The sequence below is a fragment of the Pedobacter insulae genome, assembly GCF_900113525.1.
GTDB classification, from domain to species: Bacteria; Bacteroidota; Bacteroidia; order Sphingobacteriales; family Sphingobacteriaceae; genus Pedobacter; species Pedobacter insulae.
This window is the reverse complement of record NZ_FOPP01000001.1, coordinates 151126-176732: the sequence shown is the minus strand read 5'-3', so window position 1 is coordinate 176732 and position 25607 is coordinate 151126. Positions and strand designations below refer to the sequence as shown.

The following is a 25607-nucleotide window of genomic DNA, read 5'->3' as shown; positions in this document are numbered from 1 at the left end:
TAGTTTTTAGTACTTGTTTTTAAATTTAGAAAATTTTTAAATAAATATTATAGTAATACACACAACGATATTAAAAGCTAATTGTTGCGGTAACAAATTTATAAATTGATTTTAAATTACAAATTAAATAATCATTCCACAATTAATTCGTTACGTTGCCAGCTCATTTTTTTAAATGACCAAAGGTGTATAACCAAAAAAGATTGCCTTTTGCTGAGACAATCTTTCACAATTAAAACTAAAAATTTAATTAAAACCAAATTTTAAGCAAAAAAAATGCATTAAAGTATGTTTTCCACCACTTTGGGAAGTGCTTTTTGAATCTCCTCCGAAGAAAACGCCTCAAATTGTTTATAATTATTCAGGAAGGCAATAGCTAGTTCATTCGCTTTAAAATCATACGCATTTTTATCGTACCAGGTATTTCTTGGGTTCAAAATTTCCGATGGAACACCAGCACAATGGGTAGGCATCATCAGTCCAAATATAGTGTGTTCAGTAAAATCAGCACTTTCGAGGCTTCCATTTAAAGCGGCTGTAATCATTGCCCTGGTATAGCTCAATTTCATTCTTTGTCCCACTCCATATGCGCCACCGCTCCATCCAGTATTAACCAACCATACGTTTACTTTATGTTTTTGCATTTTTTCTCCTAACAATTCGGCATACATAGCCGGATGTAAGGGCAAAAATGCCTTTCCAAAACATGCTGAAAAAGTTAATTGAGGTTCTGTAACACCTGCTTCAGTTCCTGCAACCTTCGCCGTATAGCCAGAGATGAAGTGGAACATCGCCTGACCAGGAGTTAGTTTAGAGATTGGGGGTAAAACGCCACAAGCATCGGCTGTTAAAAAGAATATGTTTTTTGGAATTGCAGCGACAGAAGGCAATACTGCATTATCTATATAATGTATAGGGTAGGCAACACGAGTGTTTTCCGTTTTCTCGATATTGGCGAAATCTACCGTTCTGGTACCTTTAAAATAGTTTGTGTTCTCTAATAATGAGCCGAACTTAATCGCATTAAAAATCTGTGGCTCCTTTTCTTGGGTAAGATCAACGCACTTCGCATAACACCCTCCCTCAAAATTAAATATCTCTGTATCGCTCCAACCATGCTCATCATCTCCAATTAATCCCCTATTTGGATCTGCAGACAATGTGGTTTTACCAGTGCCCGACAAACCAAAAAAGATTGCAGTATCACCATCCTTACCAACGTTTGCTGAACAATGCATAGATAATGTGTTCTTCTGTAAGGGAAGTATAAAATTCAAGACTGAAAAAATGCCCTTTTTAATCTCCCCTGTGTAGGCAGTACCCCCAATAAGGATCATCTTTTTCGAAAAATTGATGATTGAAAAGTTCTCTTGGCGTGTACCATCAGTGCGAGGATCGGCATTAAATGAAGGTGCAGCGATAATTGTCCACTCCGTACTCAATGGAATTTCTTGATGGTTGTACCTTAAGAACAAATTGTTGGCAAACAAGTTCTGAAATGCGTTTTCTGTTATTACCCTAATGCTTGTTTGATAGTTTTTACTTGCGCCTGCGTAAACATCGCGCACATAAACCTCTTTCTGATTTAAATGTGCAATAACCTTTTCTAATAATGCATCAAAATGTTTCGGAGCAAATTTAATATTAATGTCACCCCACCAAACAGCTTCTTCAGTGAGCTCATCACAAACGATAAATCGATCTTTGGGCGAACGGCCGGTAAACTTGCCCGTATCCACGGCGAGGGCGCCGGAGTCGGCGAGGGTTCCTTCACCATTTTTTAATGCTTCTTCAACTAATTCGGCAACACTCAGTTGATATTTAACTGCCTTAGCACTTAGTTTAAGGTAGCTTAAATCTAAGTGGTTTACATTCACACTATTCATATATTTGGTTTTATACGCTGCAAAGCTAAGCAGATATAAACGCAAAAAACACGAATTTTAGAGAAAAATTTTACTTATTGTGGCAAATACACTAACAGTTAACGCACTGTAATAAAGCCTATTAGCTTACAAATTACCCGCCAGATTTTTTTACTTTATAACCTTCTTTTTGAAGCATTGATATAACCTTATCTCTAAAGTCTCCTTGTATTAGAATTTCCCCGTCCTTGGCGGCTCCGCCTACACCACATTTGCTTTTTAAAAATTTCGCCAATACTTGTAATTCTTCATCGTTCCCTACATAGCCTGTAATTAAGGTCACTGCTTTCCCTCCTCTATTCTTTCGGTCAAGTGTAACCCGTAAATCTTGCTGCGCATTGCTTAGCGGTTCTTTATCTAATGCTTGATGATCTTCATATTCAAATGATGGGTCTGTGGAGTACATGATCCCACCAAAATCATTCATAATCTTTCTTTTTTCTTTGGCCATAATTTGCTATCAATTATTTCATAGAGGTAATTACTTTCAACGCTCCGGGAACTACTGCTATTTCAATATTTTTACCCATAAAAAATGGTTCACCATCAATATGAACAGAGTTTTCTTTTTTCCTAATGATGCTAATCCTCCTGCCGCTTATAATTTCAACCAAGTTAGATCGGTGGGTTTTTGAATTTAACATTTCATAAGCCAGCAAGGGCAATTTATATAAAGAAACTGGTTTTACGATACAAACCTCTAGTAAACCATCGCCCAATAATGATTTTGGAGATATATGGACATTATTTCCATATTGAGTAGAGTTGGCTATACTTAGCATAAAAGCATCTCTCTCATATTTCACGCCATCTATTTCCAACTCATAATGCTCAGGTTGATAAGATTTAACTTCCTTAAGACCCAAGGTTATGTAACCTTTCAGGCCTCTTGTTTTATTGCCCGCAAAAGCTGCACTTATTCTTGCGTCAAATCCGATGCCGGCCATATTAAAAAAATATTTCCCATTTAACGTTCCTGCATCAATCCTTTGCACATTAAGCTGATTAATTATCTGGATGGCCTTGATGGCGTTCATTGGAATATGCAGCGCACGTGCCAATCCGTTCCCAGAACCAAAAGGAATAATCCCCAAAATCTTCCCTAATGAACTTACTTTACTGGCAATTTCATTAATTGTTCCATCACCACCAACAGCAACAATAACATCAAAATTCTTGTTTGCAGCCTCTTCAGCTAGTTCCGCAGCATGGCCCATATAGGAGGTAAAGCTAAAGTTCGCATTAAATTTCGCATGATCTAAATGAACATCGATCAAAGCCGGAATTGTATGCTTTTCTTTTCCTCCCGAAATCGGATTTATGATAAATAAGATATTAGATTTTAACAATGGATTGCTTTTAAGGACAGGACAAAATAATTGATATTTTTTGACTATTAATAATATTTGTAGTAATTTTGTGGCGTTAAAAAAAGTGGACTGATTTGCGATGCCCTGGAATAGCGGGCTGGATTGCAACCACGTAAAAAAAAGTGCTAATTAAACAACCATTCAACATGTCATACCTTTTTACATCAGAATCTGTATCTGAAGGTCACCCAGATAAAATTGCAGATCAAATTTCGGACGCCTTAATTGATAATTTTTTAGCTTTTGACACTGAGTCTAAAGTTGCCTGTGAAACTTTAGTTACTACTGGGCAGGTTATATTGGCCGGAGAAGTAAAATCCAAAACTTATCTGGATGTTCAACAAATTGCGCGTGATGTAATTAAGAAGATCGGCTATACAAAAAGCGAGTATATGTTCGAGGCTAATTCATGTGGCATATTATCCGCTATACATGAACAATCTCAAGACATTAACCAAGGGGTTGATAAAAGTATAAAAGAAGAGCAAGGGGCTGGCGATCAAGGGATGATGTTCGGTTACGCAACGAACGAAACTGAGGACTTTATGCCTTTGGCTTTAGATCTATCTCACAAACTTTTACAAGAGCTTGCCGTTTTAAGACGTGAAAATAAGGAGATCACTTATTTAAGGCCCGACGCAAAATCGCAGGTTACTTTAGAATATAGCGACAACAACAAGCCAGTACGCATTGATGCGATTGTTATTTCTACACAGCATGATGATTTTGCTGAAGAGACTGCAATGTTAGCAAAAATTAAGGAGGATTTAGTAACTATTCTTATTCCTCGCATTATCAAAAATAATCCTCAATACGCACACTTATTTAACGATAAAATTGAGTATCACATTAACCCGACCGGTAAATTCGTTATTGGTGGTCCGCATGGCGACACAGGTTTAACCGGTAGAAAAATTATTGTCGACACCTATGGCGGTAAAGGCGCTCACGGGGGTGGTGCATTCTCTGGTAAAGATCCGAGCAAGGTTGATAGAAGTGCGGCTTATGCCACTCGTCATATTGCAAAAAATTTAGTTGCTGCTGGCGTAGCTGATGAAATCCTGGTTCAAGTATCATATGCTATCGGGGTAGCCAAACCAATGGGTATCTATATCAACACCTACGGCACAGCAAAAGTGGATAAAACAGATGGTGAAATAGCGAATACAGTTGAGAAGTTATTTGATATGCGACCTTACTTTATTGAGCAGCGCTTAAAATTAAGGAACCCAATTTATAGCGAAACGGCTGCTTATGGCCATATGGGGCGTAAACCAGCAACAGTAACCAAAGTTTTTAGAACTCCAAATGGGGAAGAAAAAACAGTTACAGTTGAATTGTTTACCTGGGAGAAATTAGATTTCGTGGATCAAGTAAAATCCGCATTTAACTTATAAAAAAAGAGCGCTTAAGGCGCTCTTTTTTGTTGGTTACTTTACCGCTTCAATAACTCCACAGCCCACTCTTGGGCCAGAATTTCCTGTTGGTTGCGTAGTATAATCATCTGTGCCGCCATGTACAATTATTCCCCTTCCAATAATACTGTTGACATCATTTTCGGTTGTATTCCATCGATCTGTTGTTACACTCAGTGTTGCATGACCTTTGCTGTCTAATTCAATATTTCCTATGTCACCAGAATGATAGGCTTCTGAGCCCCACTTTCCATGATTTTCATTAGTTGGATTCCAATGCCCGTGTGTATTCTCTCCCATATTACCACAATCTCCATGCTCGTGGAAGTGTACGGCAACTACGCTATCAGCTCGTTCAGGAAAATTCAGCTCCAAATCCATTTTAATCTTCCCATCCGCTACGCTAACAAATTTAACTGTACCAATGGCCTCGTTTGTTGCGGTTGAGTTTAATGTTGCTTGGGCAACTTCTTTATCATTTTGCTTACAGGACATTACTAGGGTAGATAACGCTACGCCTGCGATTAATAAATAATGTTTCATGAGATTTTAGTTTCCCTAAAAAACAACCTTCAACTCAAAAAGTTTGAAAATATTCTAACCAAAATAAAAAACCAATTGCTTTAGGTATTGTTTTAATAGCATATAAAATTAAACCATCATGGAACAACCTTTTGAAATGAATACCTTGAGCCAAATTCTAGAAAAATTAAGGCTGAAAGGAAAAGATAATGAAATTAAAATGTCTGATCACGGTAAAATGCAATCGGCGAACCTCAATAAAATTTATACCCCAGAAGATCTAACGATCGTAAAAAGCTATCGATTTGAGGGAATGTCAGATCCTGGAGATAATTCCGTCCTTTATTTATTGGTAGATAAAGATGGCGACATGGGCTATATGCTGGATGCGTATGGAACCTATTCCGACAATGCGGGTTCTGGGTTCGACGACTTTTTGAAAAAGATCCCGGTAGCCGACAGGGATGAACAAGAAATATTTGACTAACAAGTAAGTAAATATGACTATTTTGTCCGATCAGGATGGAAAAGCAATATGACTTATCGGGCTGTGTGGTATCGGTACTATACAGTCCGAAACTAGTGCAAATAATAGGCTCTACGCAACTTTTAACATTTCTTAATCACAACTTAAGTTTAAACACGCTTCAGCTTGCAAAGTTGATAAAAGCCGATTATCAGAGATTATTCGGTAAACGGTTGAAAATAACCAATGCTTCCCTGATGGTAGAGATTTGGGGGCATTTGTATGCTAGTCATTTTGCCAATGTAATAAAAGAATTGATAAAACTTAAAGTTATTGGCGACTTAACTGCGCTCATTAACAAACGGAGTGACACCATTGATTGCGGTGAAGCCGATATTGATACGAACCGAGGGATTTGGGACACCCTTTCAAAATTCAATCATATCATCATCAAATGCTTACCCAAACCCTCAAACATAGAAACATAGTTAGCCGCGAACTATGCTTCTATGTTAGTTTATTTTAGTCTTTGCTGTTTTTAACATTCATATAATACATCTTTTCAATTGCACTTGGTATGAAGAGGTCTAGCTGCTCGGGCTTTAATGGCAGGGTCTGTAAAGTTGTAGTAGGCAATAATTTTAATAAGACCTTTCCATATTTCAAAACTAACGGCATGTTAAATCCGTCTACGCAGTCTTGATACTGATAACTAACCTTTCCATCTTCTAAGAAAAATCTAAAAGTAGGAATTTGTGTAGTTCTAAGGTATTGATCAAAAACTTTACTATAATTAAACTTAGCTTGCGTAGAAATATAATTCTCTACTTGGGCAGAGGTAACTGTTTGGTGATAAAAGCGGCTATTTAAGCCCCGCAAAATTGCTCTAAACTTCGCATCATTGTTTAGTCCATGGCGTATAGAGTGCAGTAAATTCCCACCCTTTGGATACATATCTCCACTACCCTGGGCATTTACATTATAAGCAGGGATAATTGGCTTGTCATTTCTGATACCTTTTCTAATCCCGTAGTTATATTCATTTCCCGCAGTTTCCCCAAAGTGATAATCAACAAATAGCGTTTCGCTGTAATTAGTAAAGCCTTCATGTACCCACATATCTGCCAGATCATTAGTCGTTAAATTGTTCCCAAACCATTCATGTCCACTTTCGTGAATAATGATAAAGTCGAACTTCAATCCCCATCCATAGCCAGAAGCATCTCTGCCGCCGTAACCAAACTTATATTTATTGCCATAGGAAACGGCCGACTGGTGTTCCATTCCGGTATGCGAAGCATCTATTAACTGGTAGCCATCTTCATAAAATGGATAAGGTCCAAACCAATGCTCCAATGCCTTAAACATTTTATGCACCTGATCTGGCATATAGGCCTTTGCTTTATTCAGGTTATAATCCAACACCCAATAATTTACGCTTAATGGCCCTTTTTCCCCTTTATAAGTTTCATTAAAGTTTACATACTTACCAATGTAAGGGATAATGCAATAGTTACTGATTGGATTTACAACATTATATTTATAGGTGGCGGTACCATTTCCATTCACTTTTTTAGACACTAATCGTCCATTGCCAATGGCTACCAACGAATCAGGTACAGTCATTGTTAAAGATGCTCCTTTATTAGGCTCATCGCTTTGATGATCTTTATTTGGATACCATATAGAAGCCCCTAAACCCTGACAGGCCACCGTCATATATGGCCTCTTTAGTGAATCTACGCCAAAGATAAATCCACCATCCCAAGGTGCTCTAACAGCCTGGTGTACTTTTCCCTGGTAAAATATTTTCACCTTATTAAATTCCGCTATTTTTTGAGCTGGCACTGTAATCAGCCAAACGCTTTCTTTTTTTTCAAATGAAAGTTTTCTTTTTCCGTTATAGAGTACGCTATCAATTACTAATGGTTCTTGCAAATCGATCTGCATTTTAATGTTGCCATTGTTAGCTTTTACCACTTTATAGGCAATTTCATTGGCTCCACTAATTGTCTTCGCAATAAAATTAGGTTCAAAAGCCAGTTCATAGCGCTGTACATCCCACCAAGTACGCTCAGGTGTTAAGGTGCCTCTTAACGTATCGGCGCGGGTAAATTTTTTAATAGCTGGTTTTGTTTGTGCACTTAGGTTTAAAGTGCAGCAGCAAATCAGTGTAAATAAAGTTAATCTCATTATCATTGTTAGTATAATTTAAGCGTTCTAATATTCAAAATTTCTAGTAGGCCGTTGCTCTAATAGCTTCTATATCTTTGATAGAGATTGCCAGGTCCTTTCCTAACTTACGATAAGAATCTTGCGTAATCACATAATCATCTTCCACCCTGATTCCTCCAAAATCTCTATAGTCTGCCACCTTACCATAATCGATAAAGTCTGAAAATTTATTTGCGGCCTGCCATTGGTCAATTAGTTCGGGAATAAAATAGAGGCCCGGTTCAACGGTCAACACATACCCTGTCTCCAGCTCCTTTCCCAATCGCAACGATTTTAAGCCAAACTGCGTAGTATTCTTTTTTTGTTGATCCGTATACCCTACAAATTGTTCTCCCAAATCTTCCATGTCATGCACATCCAAACCCATCATATGACCGGTACCACATTGAAAAAATAAGGCATGGGCTCCAGCTAACACCGCCTCTTGCATATTGCCTTTCATCAAGCCTAAATCTTTCAAACCTTCAGCCAATGTTAAACAAGCAGTATAATGAATATCCAGATACTTAATGCCCGGCCTTAAGGCCTTTACGGCTTTTTGATAAGAATCCAACACTAGGCTGTACAGTTCATTTTGTTTGGTGCTAAACTTCTTGCCTGCCGGAAAAGTTCTGGTCAAATCGCCGGCATAACCCATGCTAGATTCTGCTCCAGAGTCGTTCAATACCAAATCGCCCTCCTTTAAAATATTGCCGTGGTAATGGTTATGCAAAATCTGTCCATCCACTGTTAAAATTACCGGATAGGCCAAGTTGCCCCCATCTTTTTGCGCTACCTGTTGCAGGGCTGCTGCAATTTCACTCTCTTTCATGCCGGGCTTAGCCATTTGCATCGCCAGTAAATGCATGTCGGCCGAAGTAGACGACGCTAAGTCGAGCTCAACAAGTTCCATGGCCGATTTAATAGATCGCTGGGCAACAACTGCCTTAATCAACGTGTGGGAAGCATGTTCCTTTATCGAATCGATAGGCAAGCTCAACATAGCCGCAATTTTCATTTTGTTCTCTGCCCTGTATGGAGGCAAATAATGAATTTCACTGTGGTTAACATTTTTCAAGTAGGATGATAGCTTACTTGCAGGCTCAACCTGTGTCACACCCGATTGATGTGCTTTGTCTTCCAGCGTTTGCTGTCTTCCCATCCAAACTAGCTCATCGATGCTCATTTCATCGCCAAAAACTATAATTTTATCTTTGTCGACATCAATTATCGCAGCCAGTTTAGGTGCATTAATTCCGAAGTAATATAAAAAACTACTGTCTTGTCTAAAATGATAGGTGTTATCAAAGAAATTAATAGGGCTTTCATCGTTCCCTAAAAAGAGTAAAACACCTGAGTTAAAATTACTTTTTAAGCTATTCCTTCTATTGATATATTCTTCTTTACTAAACATTGCCAAAGCTATTCGTGAAATTATATAGCAAATATGTCAATTTTTTTATAGCAATTGATAGGAGGTTAAAATATAAAGTGTTTTAGAGAAATAACGGTTATTGATTTACCTGAACTTTACTCCAGATCTCATAAATCTTAGCACCCTTACTACTCAAACCACTATGATGCCATTTACCGTTTTCAAGCTTGCCATCAAAAGCAAGTGAAGCACCTACCCGGGTATTATCGCGACTAAAAAACTCGATGTTTTCTGTGTACTTGCCATCTTTAAAAGAATAGGTTCCGCCGCCAGTTCCCGAGAATTGTTTTTTGGCTGGATCTATTGCCACCCACTGAAATTTTGTACCCGTAAGTAATTTATAAGTCTGCCGTGTACCTGTTTGGTGTATCTCTGCTATTTTCCCGTCGTCACCCATTCTTCCGGTAATGTGCCATACGCCAGCCAGCGGTGCTTTACCATCATCAACACGTTGCAGTTCCACATGGCCTTCAGGCATATTCAGGAAAAGCATATTTTGGCTAATTGAAAATGGAATAGCGCTTTCTCGATTTACTTCAGAAGAGTCGGCGCTATTAAAAAGTACTTTAGTTAGTAGCGCATCTTTTTTAACTGAGATGTGCCCTCCACGGGACATCGTGAACTGGTTTGCGGTATGTATCGTATGGAAAAAGAAACCGTCCTGAATAAAAAGTTGATGCTCATTTTCTCCGCTTGTTAATTTCCAGGCTCCGTTTATGGTAGACTGTGCCTGCAAGTTAGCAGATAAAAGAAATAGACTTAAGTAGATCGCAATAAAGTTTTTCATAATGGTGATGATTTAGGCTACAAACTGAATTTCCTAAAATAAATATAAACAATTTCAACAGATTGGCAATTAAGAAAAGGTTAGGCGCAATCGTTCCTTTTAGCGGAATGCTGCATTTGCTAAATCTATCCTTTGTATTCGTTATCAAGATCTTATAAAAAAAGTCCCCTAAGCCTTTTTCCAAATCGTGCAAGAGTACCGGATAAGGTAACAATCCCCGCAATATAAAAGAAAATCGATTAACAAATTCCAAAACTCTATATTGGCTCTTAGAGTGAGTGGGTAGAGAAACAAAAAATGCTGCCGAAGATGAACAAACGCACAACAGCATTGTATAAGAATAGTACCAACTAATGATAATTGACCGAAAACATTTTAACTTAAACAATAAATGCGTAATCGAAAAATTACGCATCAGGACACCATTTATGTATGGCGCAATTTTTCAAAATGAAGCTTGCTTTATATTTATCAAAGACGGAGAAAGCATTCTGAATTCTCCAACGGAGAAGGTGAATATTTATGTTTTAGAAAGTGTTTTGTTAAAATGCGGCCACTATTTTGCGGATTTAATCCAAAAATCAGGAAATAATATTTGTGAAATTTTTGCAGTCCATCTTCACAGCGACATCCTACAAGAACTATATAAAGATGAAGTACCCAGTTTTATTAAACCCAATGGTAAAAAACATTTTGCACAAAAAATAGTAAAACATGACATCATTATTCAATTCATTGAAAGCCTTGATTTCTATTTTCAAAACCCAACATTGGTTAATGACGATTTAGTAAGGCTAAAAATTAAAGAACTTATTTTATTGTTGCTCCAGACAGACAATGCTGAAAATATAATCAGCTTATTTTCTTACCTCTTTACTCCAAAACAGGCGAGCTTTAAAGATATAATTCAAACTCACCTGTTTTCAAATATTACGATTAGCGAACTGGCTTTACTCTCGGGGCGGAGCTTATCTGCTTTTAAGAGAGACTTTGAAAATTATTTCAACGATACCCCTGCCAATTACATTAAAGAGCAAAAGCTTCTCAAGGCAAGCGACCTGTTAGGCTCAACTGATTTTTCTATCAGTGAAATATGCTATGAAGTTGGGTTTAACGACACTTCCCACTTTACGAAACTGTTTAAGCAAAAATTCAACTCAACTCCTTCAGCGCATAGGGGAAGTAAAGCCTTGAAATAACGGTTGAGCCTCATTTTCCATTTTTTGGACTTTACAGCCAAGCGAGATTTACTTTTTAAGTTCAATTTTGCCTCGAATTAAAAGACGAAAATATGATTGTAAAGAAAAATTTAATGGTCGCAATTGGTGAGAAGCTGTTCAGGAAAAAGCATATACAAGAATAGCCATATGAAATACTACAAAATTACCACTTGGTCTTTAGCTATTTCAATGTTTATGTTCGGTGTTCTGAAATTTGTGAACCCTTTTAAGAATTGGTATAGCGTCCAGGTTACGAATAGTAATTTAGGAGAACTTTCTTACACATTGGGCATACTAGGAGAGATTACTGTTGGAACAACCCTCTTTTTGTGTTTGTTATACAGACCAAAAATTTCAAATAAAATATATAAATGGCTGACAAGCGTTTCATTTTTAGCAATCAGTATAATGATGATGACAGGTATTTATGTTCATCTACATCCGAATGTTCCAGCGAACGTTTTACCGCTAAAAATTAAACCCCCATACATTCCTATATTCTTCTTACTAATTGCATTATCAAACTTTTTTTTGACCATCACAAATTCGAAAATACAAGATAGGAAAGAAGCTAACAGGTAACCTAGGGTCATGTACAAAACTTGGATATTTCGGGAGAGGATGAAAACAAAAAAGCCTGTTTTCTTGTGAAAAACAGGCTTTTAAAGCATTTGGTGTTTAAACCAGCGGACCGGACGGGACCGTGATTTTATGATTTATCGGCCTGTACGCCAAAATTTTAAGGTTTTTGCTCGTGAGCACTCACGAATTACTCACTGGAAATCCAACCAGATGGTAGTAAATGGTATGAACAAATATATGAAATTTTGATTTAAAGATGAACTTATTTCCAGTATTTTTCAGAGTATAAAGAGGTAAGTTTATTAAAGATAAGAATGAAAATCTAAAGGGCTATAGTCTAGTTCCGACGGGAATGATTGAAGTCCTTCCCCGTTACCTATAATGAGGTTTTTTGCAACCATTTCGACCAATGTGCTCACCAAAACGGTTGACGGGTTTTGGCTCCAAATGATATACTAAGTTACTAATTCTACAATTGTAAAACAAATGCCTTCGCATAGTAGATTTAGTCGATCCATATCTTCAGCCCAAATATTAATCTTTTGCGCGAGCTTTTTCAATTTCCTTAGCAACAGCCTTCGCTATTCTGTCGAAGCCCAAATCTGTAAGATGGGTTCCATCGACAGTGCCGTCATGATCATTTCCCATAAATGCTGTGGCAGGGACATAATAGATTTGTTTATAATTCTCTTTAAGCAGTTGTTGGTAAGCTTTATGGATATTCTCGTTTTGTTTGCGCACACTATTGCCAACTTGCTGATCGAAGTAGCCGTGCTCCCTAATTACAGTTTCAACTAATATAATTGGAGTTTTCGGACGTTTATCACGCAGGTATTTAATAAAGGGAAGCGCCCGCTCGCTAATCTGTTCTGGGGCTTGATTTGGAATGCAATCTAGCACATAGCAATCTCCCTCTACGGTAGCGAGGTATTTAGCTACTTCCATCTCCATTTTTGCATTGCCACTAAAGCCGAGATTGATTACATCCATTCCTAATTGACGCTGCAACATGGCTGGGTAAGCCATGCCAGGCCTGCTTGCAGAAGCACCCTGAACAATACTAGACCCATATATTACCACTCTTTTAGCTTTATTTACTGCAACTTTTTGAGGTGCTTTAAGAACTGATTCTGTTTTAACGCCAATGCTTAGATTAGTAACCGAATTATATAGCGGTAGGTATAAAAGAAACTGCTTCATGGTGGTATCCATTCGACGAATAATTACCTGACTTTGGTTTAATGCTCCTTTTTCTGGTCGGCCCGGACTAACAAATTGCCATTTACCATCTTTTAAGCAGTAAAGATCTAAACCACTGTGTGCAATAGGCGTCATGTTGGCCATGTACTTATCTTCCGCTAGTGTCCACTTTGCTGAAATAACGGGAGAGTTTGTTTCGAAGATGATGGCTATACCGGCGCTGTTTTTTGCTAATCCCTGAACCGTTTTAGGCATAGTTACAGTTTCATTAGAATCAATTCGCTGAAACCATTGCTCAGTTGCTTTTGCTTTGCCAATCGTAACTAAGGTTTTTGCATCAACGTACTTTAAGCTGTCTTGCGCGTTGGCTAGTTGCACCAATAAAAAGAGGCAAAGGCCTAATAGGTAATTCATTTTTAAATTCATCATTACTCAGGGTCTAAAGGATCAAAAGGATTGGTATGGATTGATAATTTATTCGGAAGGTATTCTGTTTCCGTAGCACTCTCTTTTTTAATTTCTGCATAAGGTATATAACCTAATTCACGAGTAGCATTTTTGGCCATATTACCTAAGATATAGGTGCTTTGTGAAACATCAGTAACTATCAAAACCTTTTTATCAGCAGGAATTCGAAAACGATAAATCATGCGGTTTAAATTTCTGAGGTTTGTAGTGGTGTGTCGGGCATGTGGCTCGATTATTATGGCTTTACTGGGCACTTTACAAACCTTGATGAGGTACTTTTTCATCTCAACCGCTTCGGCAAAGGGTGTTTTATTGGGATGTACGTGACCACCAGAAACGACAATGAAAGGCGCCAAGCCAGCGAAGTATCTTTTGGCGGCACTATCACAGCGCTTCGCTCCATTCGGATCTAACCTTAGCCCAACTTCTTCCGGACCTAAGCCTGGAACTAAAATAACGCTATATTTAAATTTCTGCCAATCTATTTTGGCTAACTGCTTTACTGCGTCTTTGTTCCAGCCCTTTTCAAGCGGCTCATATCGGATTGCCTCGTCTCGTCCGTTTATCAACAATATTTTTAAGCAAGCCAAGATCAGATTGTGATAAGCCGAAATTTTATCATTCTTTTTCTGTTGACTTAAAGCAGTAAGCAACTGTTTAATTTCCTGAAAGTACTTGGGATCATTTGGCCCAAAATCGCCCGCATCAATTTTCGGATAAAGAGGTTTTTCACCATTTACATAAACTGCCAAGATTCTGTTCATCGCTCTTGCATCTGCTTCCCAACATTTTTGAATAAAGTTTACATCATTAGCCGAAGCGAAGTTGATGTACCGACCAGTTGCACGCAATCGATCTATAAGAGACTTTGATTGGGCAGCATGCTTACTAAGTTCGGTTCCGATCTCGTTTATTTCAATATCGCTGAGCTGAAGGGCGGTAACTAAGCAGCCATTAGTTTGGCATGCACCAACAGCTTGGGTTAATTTTATTGCACGAGTGGCAGCGATTTGTTGTAGCGATGCATAGTTCGCCAAGCTTTCTTCTATCTCCAAGAGGTAAAGGAGAAAGAAGTTCTTCTGCAGCAGGGCTTTTTCTTTGGAATTGAATGGATTTTTGGCAAATCCAATAAGAGGGAGCACGCTTAAGCCGAACCAAAGTAAGGAATAGATAAAATTCTTGTGGATTTGTGGCATCGTATTTCGGGATTATTGTTGAATTGTGATGTAAACTGGATAATGATCAGATCGCACATGGGTAAAATCGTCTTTAATTACTTCAGCGCCCATTACTTTGTTTTTTAAATCTGGACTAACAAATATAAAATCAATCCTAGAAGGAACATCGGGGCCATTCTTTGGCTCGAAAGCTTTAGGATGAACGGTTTTTATAAAGTCCTGGTGTTTGAGTTTGAGGGCGTCGACAAATTTATAATCCAGAATATCCTGAATTACAGTATAATCAATCTTGCCGTTCACCAATTTCAAGATTGGTGCATACTTCTTTTCGTAGGCAATATAATTAGCAATAAGCTTCCCATCAGTATAAGCCGAAGAGTCAAGCGGGGACACGGTGTTAAAATCACCCATCATAACCCAGTTTTTATTCACTGCTTTCGCTTTAATCTCGGCTAATAAAAGGGCCACTTCTTGTCTCCTCTTTCTATAATCAAATGGTGTAAAATGGAGCACAGCAATTTGGAAGCCTATTATTTCTGCTAAGATAAAGCCTCGATCCATATTATCGGTTATCTTTTTCACATTGGTAATGGGATATTTCGACGTAATCGCAACAGGGAATTTTTCACCTTCAATTAGTAATACAGCGTATGGATGACCATAACTTAAAGCCAATTTTTCTAGGCTGGATTGCGTAAATCCGGTAACCTCCTGGAGCGCTAGCACATCAGCATCCTGAGTTTTAAGCCAAGCAGCAAATGCTGGTTTATTAATTACGGTATCCAATTTCATCCCTTCCAAAATATTATAAGAAAGAAATTTCATGGGCTTATTTTGGGCAAGAACAACTTGAGTGCTAAAGAGAAAAAGGTATAATAATGGTTGGAATAGTTTCATTTTCGTTTTGGTATTAATAAAATATTAAGCTGGCGGCAATTTCCGCCACCAGCTAAGTCGACGTTTAATTTGGATAAATTACAATAGCATCTTGCATATAGTTACGTTGGTTTGCAAAGGCAGAACCGCCAGCAGGGCATGAACCTCCGCCCCATGCAGGATTAGAGATTACCCCGAAAGTTCCTCCGCCACCAGAACCATGATTTTTTAAGTGCAAGCTCGCTGAGCCACCACCATCTAAATTTAAGGCACCTTTGGCATTGAAATAACGTTTTACAAATTGAGCAAGATCTGCTGTGGTCATTCCGTAGCCACGTGGTATTGGTGTGCAATAAGTAGCCCCCGGTACTTTACCTTCGGCAACAATAAGAAGCAGGTGATTATTAATGGTAGGAATGGCAACTACACTTCGGGATGCTGTACTTTCTCTAATATGCTCTTGTAGATTAACAGAAGCCCAAGCCGGACTGCCAGGCTTTTCAATGATAGTACTATTGGCAATTAATAATGGTGCACCAGACATCATGTATTTTCTTAAGGTTGGACTGAATGGATTTTGCGCCATATTACTCGCTTCCATACCCATGGTATTATCTGCATTTACATAGAACATACCTTCGTGATACACCCAATAAGAACTGGTGGTGTAAATATTAGAATCCCAATAGGTTACACCATTATTTCTTAAAAATGCACAATATTTTTTGTTGGGACCAGATGGCGAAGGCATCACCGTAGCGAAGGTTCCGCTTAAGGCAGCAACAGCAGTTGTAGGTGTGCCAATAACATTTGTTAGGGTGCTTTTTTGCAGTGAATCAACCTGTTTAAAGTCCAAATTGTTAAGCGATAAATCGATATCTAGCACATTCACATATTGAATTTCGTTGGTTTGTGTGGAAGGCAGGAAGAAACGATTGCCACTAAAGTAATACCACGTTACCCCAGGATGAGGTGTGCTTTTGTTCCAACCATGAGTATACTGCAAGGCACGATCTGTAGGCACCATTTTTCTGATTTTATTATTGTTAATATCTGCGACGTAAAAATTGCCTGAATTATCAATTACAATGGATGTTGGAATGTTAAAGGTTGCAAAATCGCCACTGGCGGAACCAGCAGTACCACTGCCTGCAACCGTAGATAAGAAGCCTTCAGCGTTGAGCCTTCTAATGGTATGAAATTCAATGTCGGTAATATAAATGCAACCATCGTTAGCAACGGTGACACCAAAAGGCTGTCCCATCTTTGCTTTTAGTCGCGGCGCATCTAAACTGTATCCCGAAGGTAGTTCTGGTACACCGGCTAGCAAGGTGACCACCCCGGCAGTAGTAACTTTACGGACACAATTATTCATCCGATCGGCCACAATAATATTGCCCGAGTTATCTAAGGCTACACCAGAAGGAAAGTTAAATCTGGCAGCGGTTCCTGTACCGTTCTGATATTCTGCAGTGGTTGTGCCAGCAAGCAAGGAGGTTGTCCATGTACCAGCGCTTAACGTAATTTTTTGGATGCGGTGATTTTTAGAATCTGCTACATATACCTTGGTTCCATCACCGGTTACAGCAACATCTATCGGCCAGTCGAACTGCGTGCTACCTGTACCTGCAGTTGTTCCAGCGATGGTTGAGATTACACCTGCAGGAGTCACTTTCCTAATTCGTGCGTTATCTCGATCTGCAACGTAGAGGTTATCAGCATCATCAATGGCTAGACGGATAGGCGAATAAAATCGTCCGGTACCTAAAGTACCATTTTGTGCCCCAGAAAGCCCCATCACTCCCGCAAAAAGTGAAACGGTACCTGATGGTGTGATTTTTCTAATGACATGGTTATCGCGATCGGCAACGAACATATTGCCATTTGAATCGAAGACAAGTCCTTCGGGTGCATCAAACGTTGCTGTTAATGGACTTCCAGCGGTACCATTTGATTGGCCGGCGGTACCTGAACCGGCATAGTTGACTACATTGAAAGCAGAGTCGTTAGCGAGTACAATGCCCGACATTGTCATAACACCTGAACCAGAGTGTTCGGCAAATTTGTCTGGTTGCACTAATGCAATTTCATTTTTGCAGGCCGACCATAATGCGGCACAGGCAATAATTAATACTAATTTCTTCATCATTTTGTAATTAGGGTCTGAGAATTGATTGAATTAGCTAGATTTTTCTACCCAACAATCCTTTATTAGCAAGGGAGAATTTTAAGTATTTAGAAAAACAGCCAAATGCAGAGCCTTTCACAGCAATAAATTACTGTCCACGATGCATCTAACTGAAGTGCTTCCCCATTTAGCAAACTAAATGGGGAAGCACTATTATTTCCAGTTTGGGTTTTGAATAATTTTTGGATTTAAGTTAATGTCTTCGACAGGAATTGGATAGAGATAGTCTTTCTCTTCGTCGAATTTCATAGCAGTTCCTTTCAAGGGGTCAAAGTTACCGAAGGTATTATTGGTAAGCTTTTTCTGGCTTACATTGACGATACTTGATGTTCCAGCTGGTGCGCCCGTTGCATTCCCATTGTGTAGGAATACATCGGCCTTGCCATCATTATTAAAATCATAAGCTCCTAAAGCCGGGAAGTAAATTCCTACTAATGGTTTTTCCATTTTCTTTCCTTCTTTCCAACGCATTAGATCATCCCATCGTAAACCTTCATTAAAAAGCTCGATCCGTCTTTCCCTTCTAATTTCCAAGATAACTCCTCTATTTGGGCCAGAATTTACGTTCGGATACATAGCCAATAGATAAGGATCTGGAGTTGCATTTGCAGCGGTCAGGTTTAGAAAAGGCATGGCTACCCGCTCTCTTAATTTATTGATAGATTTATCAAGATCTGCCTGTGTGAGGGTACCGAGTTCGGCCTTTGCCTCTGCATATACAAGGAGTGCTTCTGCATAGCGGAACAAAATGAGGTCGAAATAGGAACTACTGGAAGCCCATTGATCTCTAGTAGATAGCGCTTTAATAATCCTGTAGCCTGTAGTTGTAATGCTCATATTAACTGGCTCTCTCACGGTTTCTCCATAGGCTGCAAAATCTGGACCTGCCACTGTTTGAGTTAGCCTTGGATCACGGTTTTGCATCTCCTCATAATATTGCGCTGTTGCATAGTTAGACAAATCTGTAAATCGAGCTCCTGTTTTTAGTAGGTAACTGTTCACGAAATCTTTTGGGATCCCATAGGCACCAAAGGTTGGAGAAGTCATACCATAGTTGATGGTATTCTTGCCAAAAGTAGGATTAAAATCTCGAGCTAAAATCGTTTCTGTTGCATCTTGATTAATACGAGCAAAAAGTTCACGATAGGCTACATTAGCACCTCCAGTATTGAAGAGGCGATAAGCATTCGAAGTAATCAATTCATCAGCCGCTGCAGCTGCCAAGGTTAGCATAGCGTCTGCATCTCCCAAACCATGATACTTCCTAAAAGTTCCTTCGAACAGGCAAAGTCTTGCTTTTAAAATGAGTGCGGTATAACGGGTAATGTTATTGAGTTTTACTTCTTTTGGAATGTTTGCGATTGCATAATCTAAGTCAGCCAAAATAAAGTTTACCACTGCTTTTCTTGGATCACGAGCTTTATAAAGATCTGGATCATCTGCTGTGAGTACCTTATCGTAAATGGGTACGTCGCCAAAAGTCTTCAACTTGTCGTAATAAAAATGAGCTCTAAAAAAGCGAGCTATCCCACCGAACTTTAACTTAGCGGCCTGATCTGGGCATTTTTCATAGTTGGCCAGAAAGAAGTTAATGGAGCGTAGGTTAGCCCAATTCCAGCCACCTGTACCTCTAGCCACCGGTAAGATCCTTGCGCCTTTGGCACGATCTGACACAATAAGCGGAACGAGGTTATCTGAATTTGCATCGTCTGTATATACTTCGGTGGTAGGCAACATCTCATAAAAACCATTGGTATAAACCTCTAGGTCTGTTGCGGTATTAAAGAAGGTTTGAGCGTCAATTTTATCTTGTGGTGTAGTGTCTAATAAATCGTCTTTACATCCCACTACCGCAACCATCAAGATTAGCAGGGTTATTTGTATGAATTTTTTCATGCTCTTGGGGTCTGAATTAAAGTGAAACATTGATTCCAAATGAATAGGTTTTACCCATCGGATAATCTTCTAATCGAGCTCTGGTGGTGGCTGAATTTGGACTCGAATAATTTATGCCAGATCCGGCCATTTCTGGATCTACATATTTGGTTAGGTTACCAAAGCGCCAGGTAAATAAGTTTTCGCCGCTAAAGTAAAAGCGTAGGCGTTGAATCTTAACCTTTTGGGTAATCTTTTCAGGAATGGTATAGCCAAAAGTTAAATTTTTAACTCTCAAGTAACCGACATTGGTGAGGTAATAGTCGTTCACTTCACCTAAAGATCTTAATGCGCCAAGTGAGGCATATCCTCTAGAGATTTGTGGATAGGTGTTTCCAGGCTGTTCTGGCGACCAAGCATTGCTTACCAAGTCTTTTCTAATGAAGGAGAGATATGGGCGTTCGTAAGGACCCCAGAAAATATTACCTGTTGGATACCAATCTTGAGAGCCCACGCCCGCACCTGCGAATGCAAAATCGAAGGACTTCCATTCTGCGCTGAAGTTAAAGCCGAATGGGAAGCGTGGCATTGCATTTCCGATTTCAATTAAATCGCCATGATCAGCGAGTGTGTTTTTTCCCTTATTGATTGCCCCATCGCCATTTACATCGACATATTTGATGTCTCCCGCTTTCAGGCCTTTCCACTGGCTATTTTGCACAATGTTTAACTCATAGTTATAAACTTGGCCAAGGGAAGTTGTTGGATTAGTAAATTTTGCCTGATAGGCTGCTGCATCTGCATCTGATTGAAACTGACCGTCGATTTTATAACCATAGATGGTTCCCAACTTTTGTCCTTCCCAAAAGGTGCTCATTAAGCCATTAGGATTTGGATATTTGGTGATGATACCTTCAAAGTTGTAGAGACTAGCTGAAGCCCTGATGCGTAATGGTGCGCCTTTGATGTTGACACTTGCATTGTATCCGAGGGAGAATTCGAAACCTCTATTTCTGAGGCTGGCAATATTTTCTTTCGGTTCTGCAGCTCCAAAAACGGCGGGAAGAGGTTCACCGGGAAGATACATGCCTTCGACATTTTTCTCAAACCAATCAAAAGAAGCGTTTAATCTGCCTTTGAAGAAACCTAGATCTGCCCCGAGGTTAATGGTTCTGGAGTTTTCCCAACTTACGTTGCTTGGCAACGGTGCCGGACTAGTTACATAATTGTTTTTAATGTTGTTGATTAACCAGGTAGTTTGCCCAGTGGAAAGTACCTGCGAGAAAGTGTACAGGTCTATATTCTGATTACCCAGCTTGCCGTAAGATGCGCGGAGCTTTAATGAACTGATTGCTTTTTCTAGCGGCGCAAAGAATTTTTCGCGACTGATGTACCAGCCTGCAGAAACTGAAGGGAAAAAGCCCCAACGACTTGCTGTAGGAAAGCGTGAAGAACCATCATAACGAGCATTAACTTCTAGGAGGTAACGGTTTAAATAATCGTAGTTGAAGCGGCCAAAGTAACCCTGAACTGCCCAATTTGTACCAGAACCTGTAGCACGAAGCAATTCGGTACCGAGGCCCAAGCTAGAAAGGTTACCGACCAATAAGCCACCTTGTTCTGCCAAAATATTATCTGAATTAGCATCTTCTTGGTTATAACCTAATAGGAGTTTGGTGTGGTGCTTATCATTAAAGAAGCTTTTTGAATAGGTACCGTAGATGTTGAGGGCGTTATAGTAGTTTCTGTTCCTAGTTTCTGTTAAGCGATTCAGCCCACCGACTGCCGGAGTGGCTTTGGCAGTTGTTAGATAGTTGAAAGGATTTAGCCTTGTAGAGTTGGCAATATGATTGATGGTGTTACTATAATCTACATTAACTACTAAATCTTTAAGCGGTGTAACTTTAGCACTTAAAATGTTTACGACTTGCTCGGAATAAGTACGAACATAATTGTATCCGTCTTCTAAAGCACCCTGCGCACCAGTACCCATATTATCATAAGGGATGCCATCAATTTTATTAGGCTGGAAGGGGAAGAGGAAATACCAACTTGTTGTGCTCCATGGCCCGCCATATCCATTTTTATATCCTCCAAATTCAGTTTGCTTGTCTGTACTGATCTGGATATTGTCTGAGATTTCTAGCCAGTTGTTTGTTTTGAGGTTAATTCTTCCCCTTACGTTGTACTTAACCAAATCTGCATCTGCAATATTTTGAATGGTCGCCCCTTTGTAGGCCCGCCCAGACACATAGCCCTGGATTTTGTCATTACCGCCAGAAACAGAGATGTTGTGGTTTTGGCCCGGCTGCCATTTTCTGAACAGGTAGCCATACCAATCTGTGTTATCGAAAAACTTATAGGTTCCGTTTGCCTGCAGTTCTTTGAAAGGAGCAAGTTCACCTGCGGCAACCTTGCGCAGCTTTTCCCAATCATCTTCACTGGTAAAGCCGGTGTAGTTGGTGCCATTATATCCGTTTAATGCGGCATCGACCGTACGGCCATATTCATATGGATCTGAAATGTAATCTGTTCTGGTGGTTGGGGTGGTACTAGAAAAGTTGTTACTATACTCTACCTGTACCTTGCCGTCTTTACCTTTTTTTGTGGTTATTAAAATTACACCGAATGCACCCCTGGCACCATAAATAGCAGAAGAGGCCGCATCTTTTAATACCGAAATACTTTCTACATCTAAAGGGTTGATCCGGTCTATATTGCCCTGGATCCCATCAACCAATACCAAGGGCGAACCACCATTGATAGAGTTGAAGCCGCGAATATTGATGTCGGGAACTTCGCCCGGATTTCCGTTATTTGCCTGGATATTTAAACCTGGCAGCAAGCCCTGCAGGGAGTTGACGATGTTTGGCGATGGCCTTTGCTTAAGATCATCGCCAGTAATCTGTGACACAGCTCCGGTAAGATTTTCTTTCTTTTGTGTGCCATAGCCGACAACTACCACATCTCGCATGGTTTGTACATCTTCTTCCAAGAGGATGTTGCCCAGCACAGTTTTTGCAGGGATCTCTTTGGTGATATAGCCGAGGTAGGAAACTATGAGGATGTCATTTTCTGCGATGCCTTTAAGTTCAAATTCGCCATTGGCATTTGTAGCCACGGCCCGATTGGCATTTTTAGCTTTTACGCTTACGCCAATCATGGGCTGGCCCTGCTTATCTACGACCTTGCCTTTTACATCTAGCAGAGCTATATCTTCGACCAAAGCTTCTTCTGATTTTTCTTTTACTACTATGGTACGGTTAATAATGTCGTAAGTGAGGGTTGTATTGGCCAAGCATTGATCAAGCACCTCATAAAGTTGGGCATTTTTTGCGTTTACCGTAATGGAAGAAATCTTTTTTACGGTTTTAACATTGTAAACAAAGTCGTAGCCGCTTTGCCTACTGATCTGTTTAAATATTTCTACTAGCGGCTTGTTTTCCTGTACCAAAGAAATACGCTGCGCGTGGGTCTTCGCAGAGACCTGCAATAACATTCCTAACAGCAATACGATCGTAAGTTTCATCACTAAAATCAGTTTATAGGGTATTTGTTTCCGGAGTACGGAAACGAATAATGCATAAAAATTCATACATTTGGGTTATAGGTTTATACTGGACGAGTGCATTGTTTGGGTAAACTTTTTTGGCCAGGGCATGTTGCAGATGCTCTGGTTTTTTGTTTTACCTCGATCTTGTTGTAAAACTATTTCATGACCACGACCCTCCTTTCATATGTTGGATCTTGGGATGGTAAGACCTTAAATTTAATTGTACGGGTAGCTTGCAATAATTTTAAAATTTCGGAGATGTTTTTGAACTTAGAAATTGTACCCACAAATTCTTCATTTACTTGAGGATCTTCATATTCGACCTTTACGTTATACCACCGAGATAGTTTTCGCATTACACTGTGGATTTCTTCGTTATCAAATACGAAGTAGCCTTCTTTCCAAGCGAGCACATCTTTTACATCTATGTTTTTTTGCAACTTAAAGGAGCCATTCTTAATGTTTGCCTGCTCATGCGGTTTTAACAGCACGGAGTTTGACCGATGAGTGAGTTTTACCGAGCCTTCGATTAATGTTGTTGCTAAGAGTTGTTCATCTGGATAAGCGTTAATATTGAAATGGGTTCCCAATACTTCAACTTTCATTTCTCTCGCATTAACTATGAAAGGTTGGTTTTTTGACTTGCTAATTTCAAAATATCCCTCACCAGTTAGTTCTACCTTTCTTTCATTCCCAGTAAATGATGAAGGGAATTTTAAAGATGAAGATGCATTTAACCAGACTTTACTCCCATCAGCCAACAAGACTTGATATTGACCGCCCGCTGGCGTAGTAAGTATATTTTGGCCACTTAATGCCGCATCATTTTTAGAGGCTTGATTGACCTGAAAAATTAATTGACCTTCCACACTTTTTTTAACCAACAAGTTACCTGCGTTGAGTACTAGTCCATTTTTAACTTGGTCTAGCACGATTACCCGATTGTTTGCCAATTTCAAGGTGGCTTTATTGCCTCCCGGACCAAGATCTGCTATAAAAGCTGATGTATCTTTCTTGGATACAAGGCTTGTATCGGTATGTGCGAAATTAGACTGGCGAAGGAAGAGGAATGAAAAGACTATTGCTATAACTGCAGCGGCTGCTACAATACTGATGATCGTTTTGTTTAATCGCCATACTTTAGGCTCTGCTGGATCGATTTTACTAAGCACCGATTGGTGAAGCTGATTACTTTTACTAGCAGAAAAGAAATGTTGATCTGGTGTTTGTTTCCAAACTTCATCTAACCATAAAGATGCGCGGTCTTGATTTTCTGGCCTTGCCAACAAATCGATCAATTCTTGATGTTGATCGTCATTAAGTGTTCCCTCTTTATAAAGTTGAAGGAGAAAATCTACTCGTTGCTGTTGATGATATTGTTCCAATGATGTGCTTTTTCTATAAAGACACATCTTGGTGAAAAAAGGAGATATGCGTTTTTACTTTTTTAGAAAAAAAATAAAAAATAAAATAATGATGCCTGCTTTTGCGCGCAAGAACCTTTCAATGGACTGCATTGCCAATTGCTGATATTTCTTGGCAGAATGTAAGGAAATACTCATTTCAACCGAAATTTGTGCATACTTTAGTCCCTGCTGCCTTAGTAAAAATACTTTCTGTTGTTGAGGTGGCAGACTTGAAACTGCATGTTCGAAAACCTGATGAACTTCGTTCTCTTCTTCTGCAAGATCAACGGTTAAGTTAGAATCGGCATCAAGCAAATCGTTCTCGAATGCCTGCCTGCGTTTGCGTTCGTTTGCAACTTTACGGATTGCATTAAGCGTTTCGTTTTTCGTTATTGTAAAAAGATAGGCTTTGATATTAGCAACTGCAGCTAATTTTTCGCGATGTTGCCAAACTTTTAAAAATACATCTTGCACGATTTCTTCTGCCGTTTCCTGACATCTGATAACTGTAAAAGCGTAGAGGCCGAGTTGCTGATGGTGCGCATAAAAAAGCTGACTGAAAGCACTTACATCTCCTTCAGTAATAGCTTTTAATAAATATTGCTCCTTCAGCATTTTTACAGTTTGTTGGGTTTAAGTGTGAAGATAAACATCAAATAGCTATTCTCCACATGAACTTTACAAAATTAATTATTGAAAATTAATTAATTGGCCAAAATATATTTCTTAACGTAGAATTAATGTAAATGGGCTTTGAATCTTAAAATGAGCTGAATTGAAGAATTTACTCCATTCCTCTAAGGGAAAATTAACCCACGTGGAATTGCAAGAGATTATATTTCTTGGATCACTTCCTGCTTGATTCTTATCAACTATCACTGTTGATTTTTCCGTAAATACAAGAGCAAAACTGCTTCGGCAATGCGA

At 39.2% G+C, this 25607-nt stretch carries 20 protein-coding genes; 5 read left to right on the top strand and 15 right to left on the bottom strand.

Annotated elements, in window-relative coordinates; translation table 11 throughout:
* Positions 1-281 precede the first annotated feature (281 nt).
* The 3 genes from pckA to BM207_RS00775 form a co-directional block, all read right to left on the bottom strand.
* The gene (gene pckA / locus BM207_RS00785; RefSeq protein ID WP_090991651.1) at positions 282-1886 is read right to left on the bottom strand and encodes a phosphoenolpyruvate carboxykinase (ATP); all 1605 of its coding nucleotides are present in this window, start codon (positions 1884-1886) and stop codon (positions 282-284) included.
* 133 nt (positions 1887-2019) lie between these two features.
* Positions 2020-2376 (bottom strand): translation initiation factor, encoded by a 357-nt coding sequence (locus BM207_RS00780; RefSeq protein ID WP_090991650.1) that lies wholly within the window; start codon positions 2374-2376, stop codon positions 2020-2022.
* Positions 2377-2389: 13 nt separating this feature from the next.
* Positions 2390-3274, bottom strand: a complete 885-nt coding sequence (locus BM207_RS00775; RefSeq protein WP_090992047.1) for a diacylglycerol/lipid kinase family protein — start codon at positions 3272-3274, stop codon at positions 2390-2392.
* 167 nt (positions 3275-3441) lie between these two features.
* On the opposite strand from BM207_RS00775, the gene metK reads away from it, so the two are divergent.
* Entirely contained in the window at positions 3442-4692 is a 1251-nt protein-coding gene (gene metK / locus BM207_RS00770; RefSeq protein ID WP_090991649.1) for a methionine adenosyltransferase, read from the top strand.
* A gap of 33 nt (positions 4693-4725) precedes the next feature.
* On the opposite strand, the gene BM207_RS00765 is transcribed toward metK, so the two are convergent.
* Positions 4726-5253: a superoxide dismutase family protein gene (locus BM207_RS00765; RefSeq protein ID WP_090991648.1), complete on the bottom strand. Its 528-nt coding sequence runs from the start codon at positions 5251-5253 to the stop codon at positions 4726-4728.
* 118 nt (positions 5254-5371) lie between these two features.
* On the opposite strand from BM207_RS00765, the gene BM207_RS00760 reads away from it, so the two are divergent.
* Both BM207_RS00760 and BM207_RS00755 read left to right on the top strand, forming a co-directional pair.
* Positions 5372-5719 carry a hypothetical protein gene (locus BM207_RS00760; RefSeq protein ID WP_090991647.1) on the top strand — a complete coding sequence of 116 codons (348 nt, stop codon included), beginning with the start codon at positions 5372-5374 and terminating at the stop codon, positions 5717-5719.
* A 35-nt stretch (positions 5720-5754) separates the two neighbouring features.
* Positions 5755-6186 (top strand): hypothetical protein, encoded by a 432-nt coding sequence (locus BM207_RS00755; protein ID WP_090991646.1) that lies wholly within the window; start codon positions 5755-5757, stop codon positions 6184-6186.
* A gap of 34 nt (positions 6187-6220) precedes the next feature.
* Here BM207_RS00755 and BM207_RS00750 read toward each other — a convergent pair whose 3' ends face one another.
* The 3 genes from BM207_RS00750 to BM207_RS00740 form a co-directional block, all read right to left on the bottom strand.
* On the bottom strand, positions 6221-7891 hold the full coding sequence (locus tag BM207_RS00750) for a M1 family metallopeptidase (protein WP_090991645.1): 1671 nt from the start codon (positions 7889-7891) through the stop codon (positions 6221-6223).
* Between the two features lie 43 nt (positions 7892-7934).
* Positions 7935-9326, bottom strand: a complete 1392-nt coding sequence (locus BM207_RS00745; protein ID WP_090991644.1) for an aminopeptidase P family protein — start codon at positions 9324-9326, stop codon at positions 7935-7937.
* Between the two features lie 97 nt (positions 9327-9423).
* Complete coding sequence (locus tag BM207_RS00740; RefSeq protein WP_090991643.1) at positions 9424-10134, bottom strand: hypothetical protein; 711 nt, start codon at positions 10132-10134, stop codon at positions 9424-9426.
* Between the two features lie 353 nt (positions 10135-10487).
* On the opposite strand from BM207_RS00740, the gene BM207_RS00735 reads away from it, so the two are divergent.
* Together BM207_RS00735 and BM207_RS00730 are read left to right on the top strand one after the other, a co-directional pair.
* Positions 10488-11333 carry a helix-turn-helix domain-containing protein gene (locus tag BM207_RS00735; RefSeq protein ID WP_090991642.1) on the top strand — a complete coding sequence of 282 codons (846 nt, stop codon included), beginning with the start codon at positions 10488-10490 and terminating at the stop codon, positions 11331-11333.
* Positions 11334-11501: 168 nt separating this feature from the next.
* Positions 11502-11936, top strand: coding sequence for a hypothetical protein (locus BM207_RS00730; RefSeq protein ID WP_143095898.1), 435 nt, complete (start codon positions 11502-11504; stop codon positions 11934-11936).
* Between the two features lie 534 nt (positions 11937-12470).
* On the opposite strand, the gene BM207_RS00725 is transcribed toward BM207_RS00730, so the two are convergent.
* From BM207_RS00725 to BM207_RS00690, 8 genes are all read right to left on the bottom strand, one after another.
* Positions 12471-13565 carry an SGNH/GDSL hydrolase family protein gene (locus tag BM207_RS00725; RefSeq protein WP_090991640.1) on the bottom strand — a complete coding sequence of 365 codons (1095 nt, stop codon included), beginning with the start codon at positions 13563-13565 and terminating at the stop codon, positions 12471-12473.
* Positions 13565-14800 (bottom strand): YdcF family protein, encoded by a 1236-nt coding sequence (locus BM207_RS00720; protein WP_090991639.1) that lies wholly within the window; start codon positions 14798-14800, stop codon positions 13565-13567. Before BM207_RS00720 ends, BM207_RS00725 begins: the two co-directional genes overlap by 1 nt.
* A gap of 12 nt (positions 14801-14812) precedes the next feature.
* A complete protein-coding gene (locus BM207_RS00715) occupies positions 14813-15679 on the bottom strand; it encodes an endonuclease/exonuclease/phosphatase family protein (protein ID WP_090991638.1) in 867 nt (288 codons plus the stop codon).
* A 64-nt stretch (positions 15680-15743) separates the two neighbouring features.
* Entirely contained in the window at positions 15744-17807 is a 2064-nt protein-coding gene (locus BM207_RS00710; protein WP_090991637.1) for an NHL domain-containing protein, read from the bottom strand.
* Positions 17808-17999: 192 nt separating this feature from the next.
* Positions 18000-19742, bottom strand: coding sequence for a RagB/SusD family nutrient uptake outer membrane protein (locus BM207_RS00705; RefSeq protein ID WP_090992046.1), 1743 nt, complete (start codon positions 19740-19742; stop codon positions 18000-18002).
* A gap of 16 nt (positions 19743-19758) precedes the next feature.
* On the bottom strand, positions 19759-23250 hold the full coding sequence (locus tag BM207_RS00700) for a TonB-dependent receptor (protein ID WP_090991636.1): 3492 nt from the start codon (positions 23248-23250) through the stop codon (positions 19759-19761).
* A 179-nt stretch (positions 23251-23429) separates the two neighbouring features.
* The gene (locus BM207_RS00695) at positions 23430-24659 is read right to left on the bottom strand and encodes a FecR family protein (protein ID WP_177217025.1); all 1230 of its coding nucleotides are present in this window, start codon (positions 24657-24659) and stop codon (positions 23430-23432) included.
* A 54-nt stretch (positions 24660-24713) separates the two neighbouring features.
* Positions 24714-25295, bottom strand: a complete 582-nt coding sequence (locus BM207_RS00690; RefSeq protein ID WP_090991634.1) for an RNA polymerase sigma factor — start codon at positions 25293-25295, stop codon at positions 24714-24716.
* Positions 25296-25607: the final 312 nt, after the last annotated feature.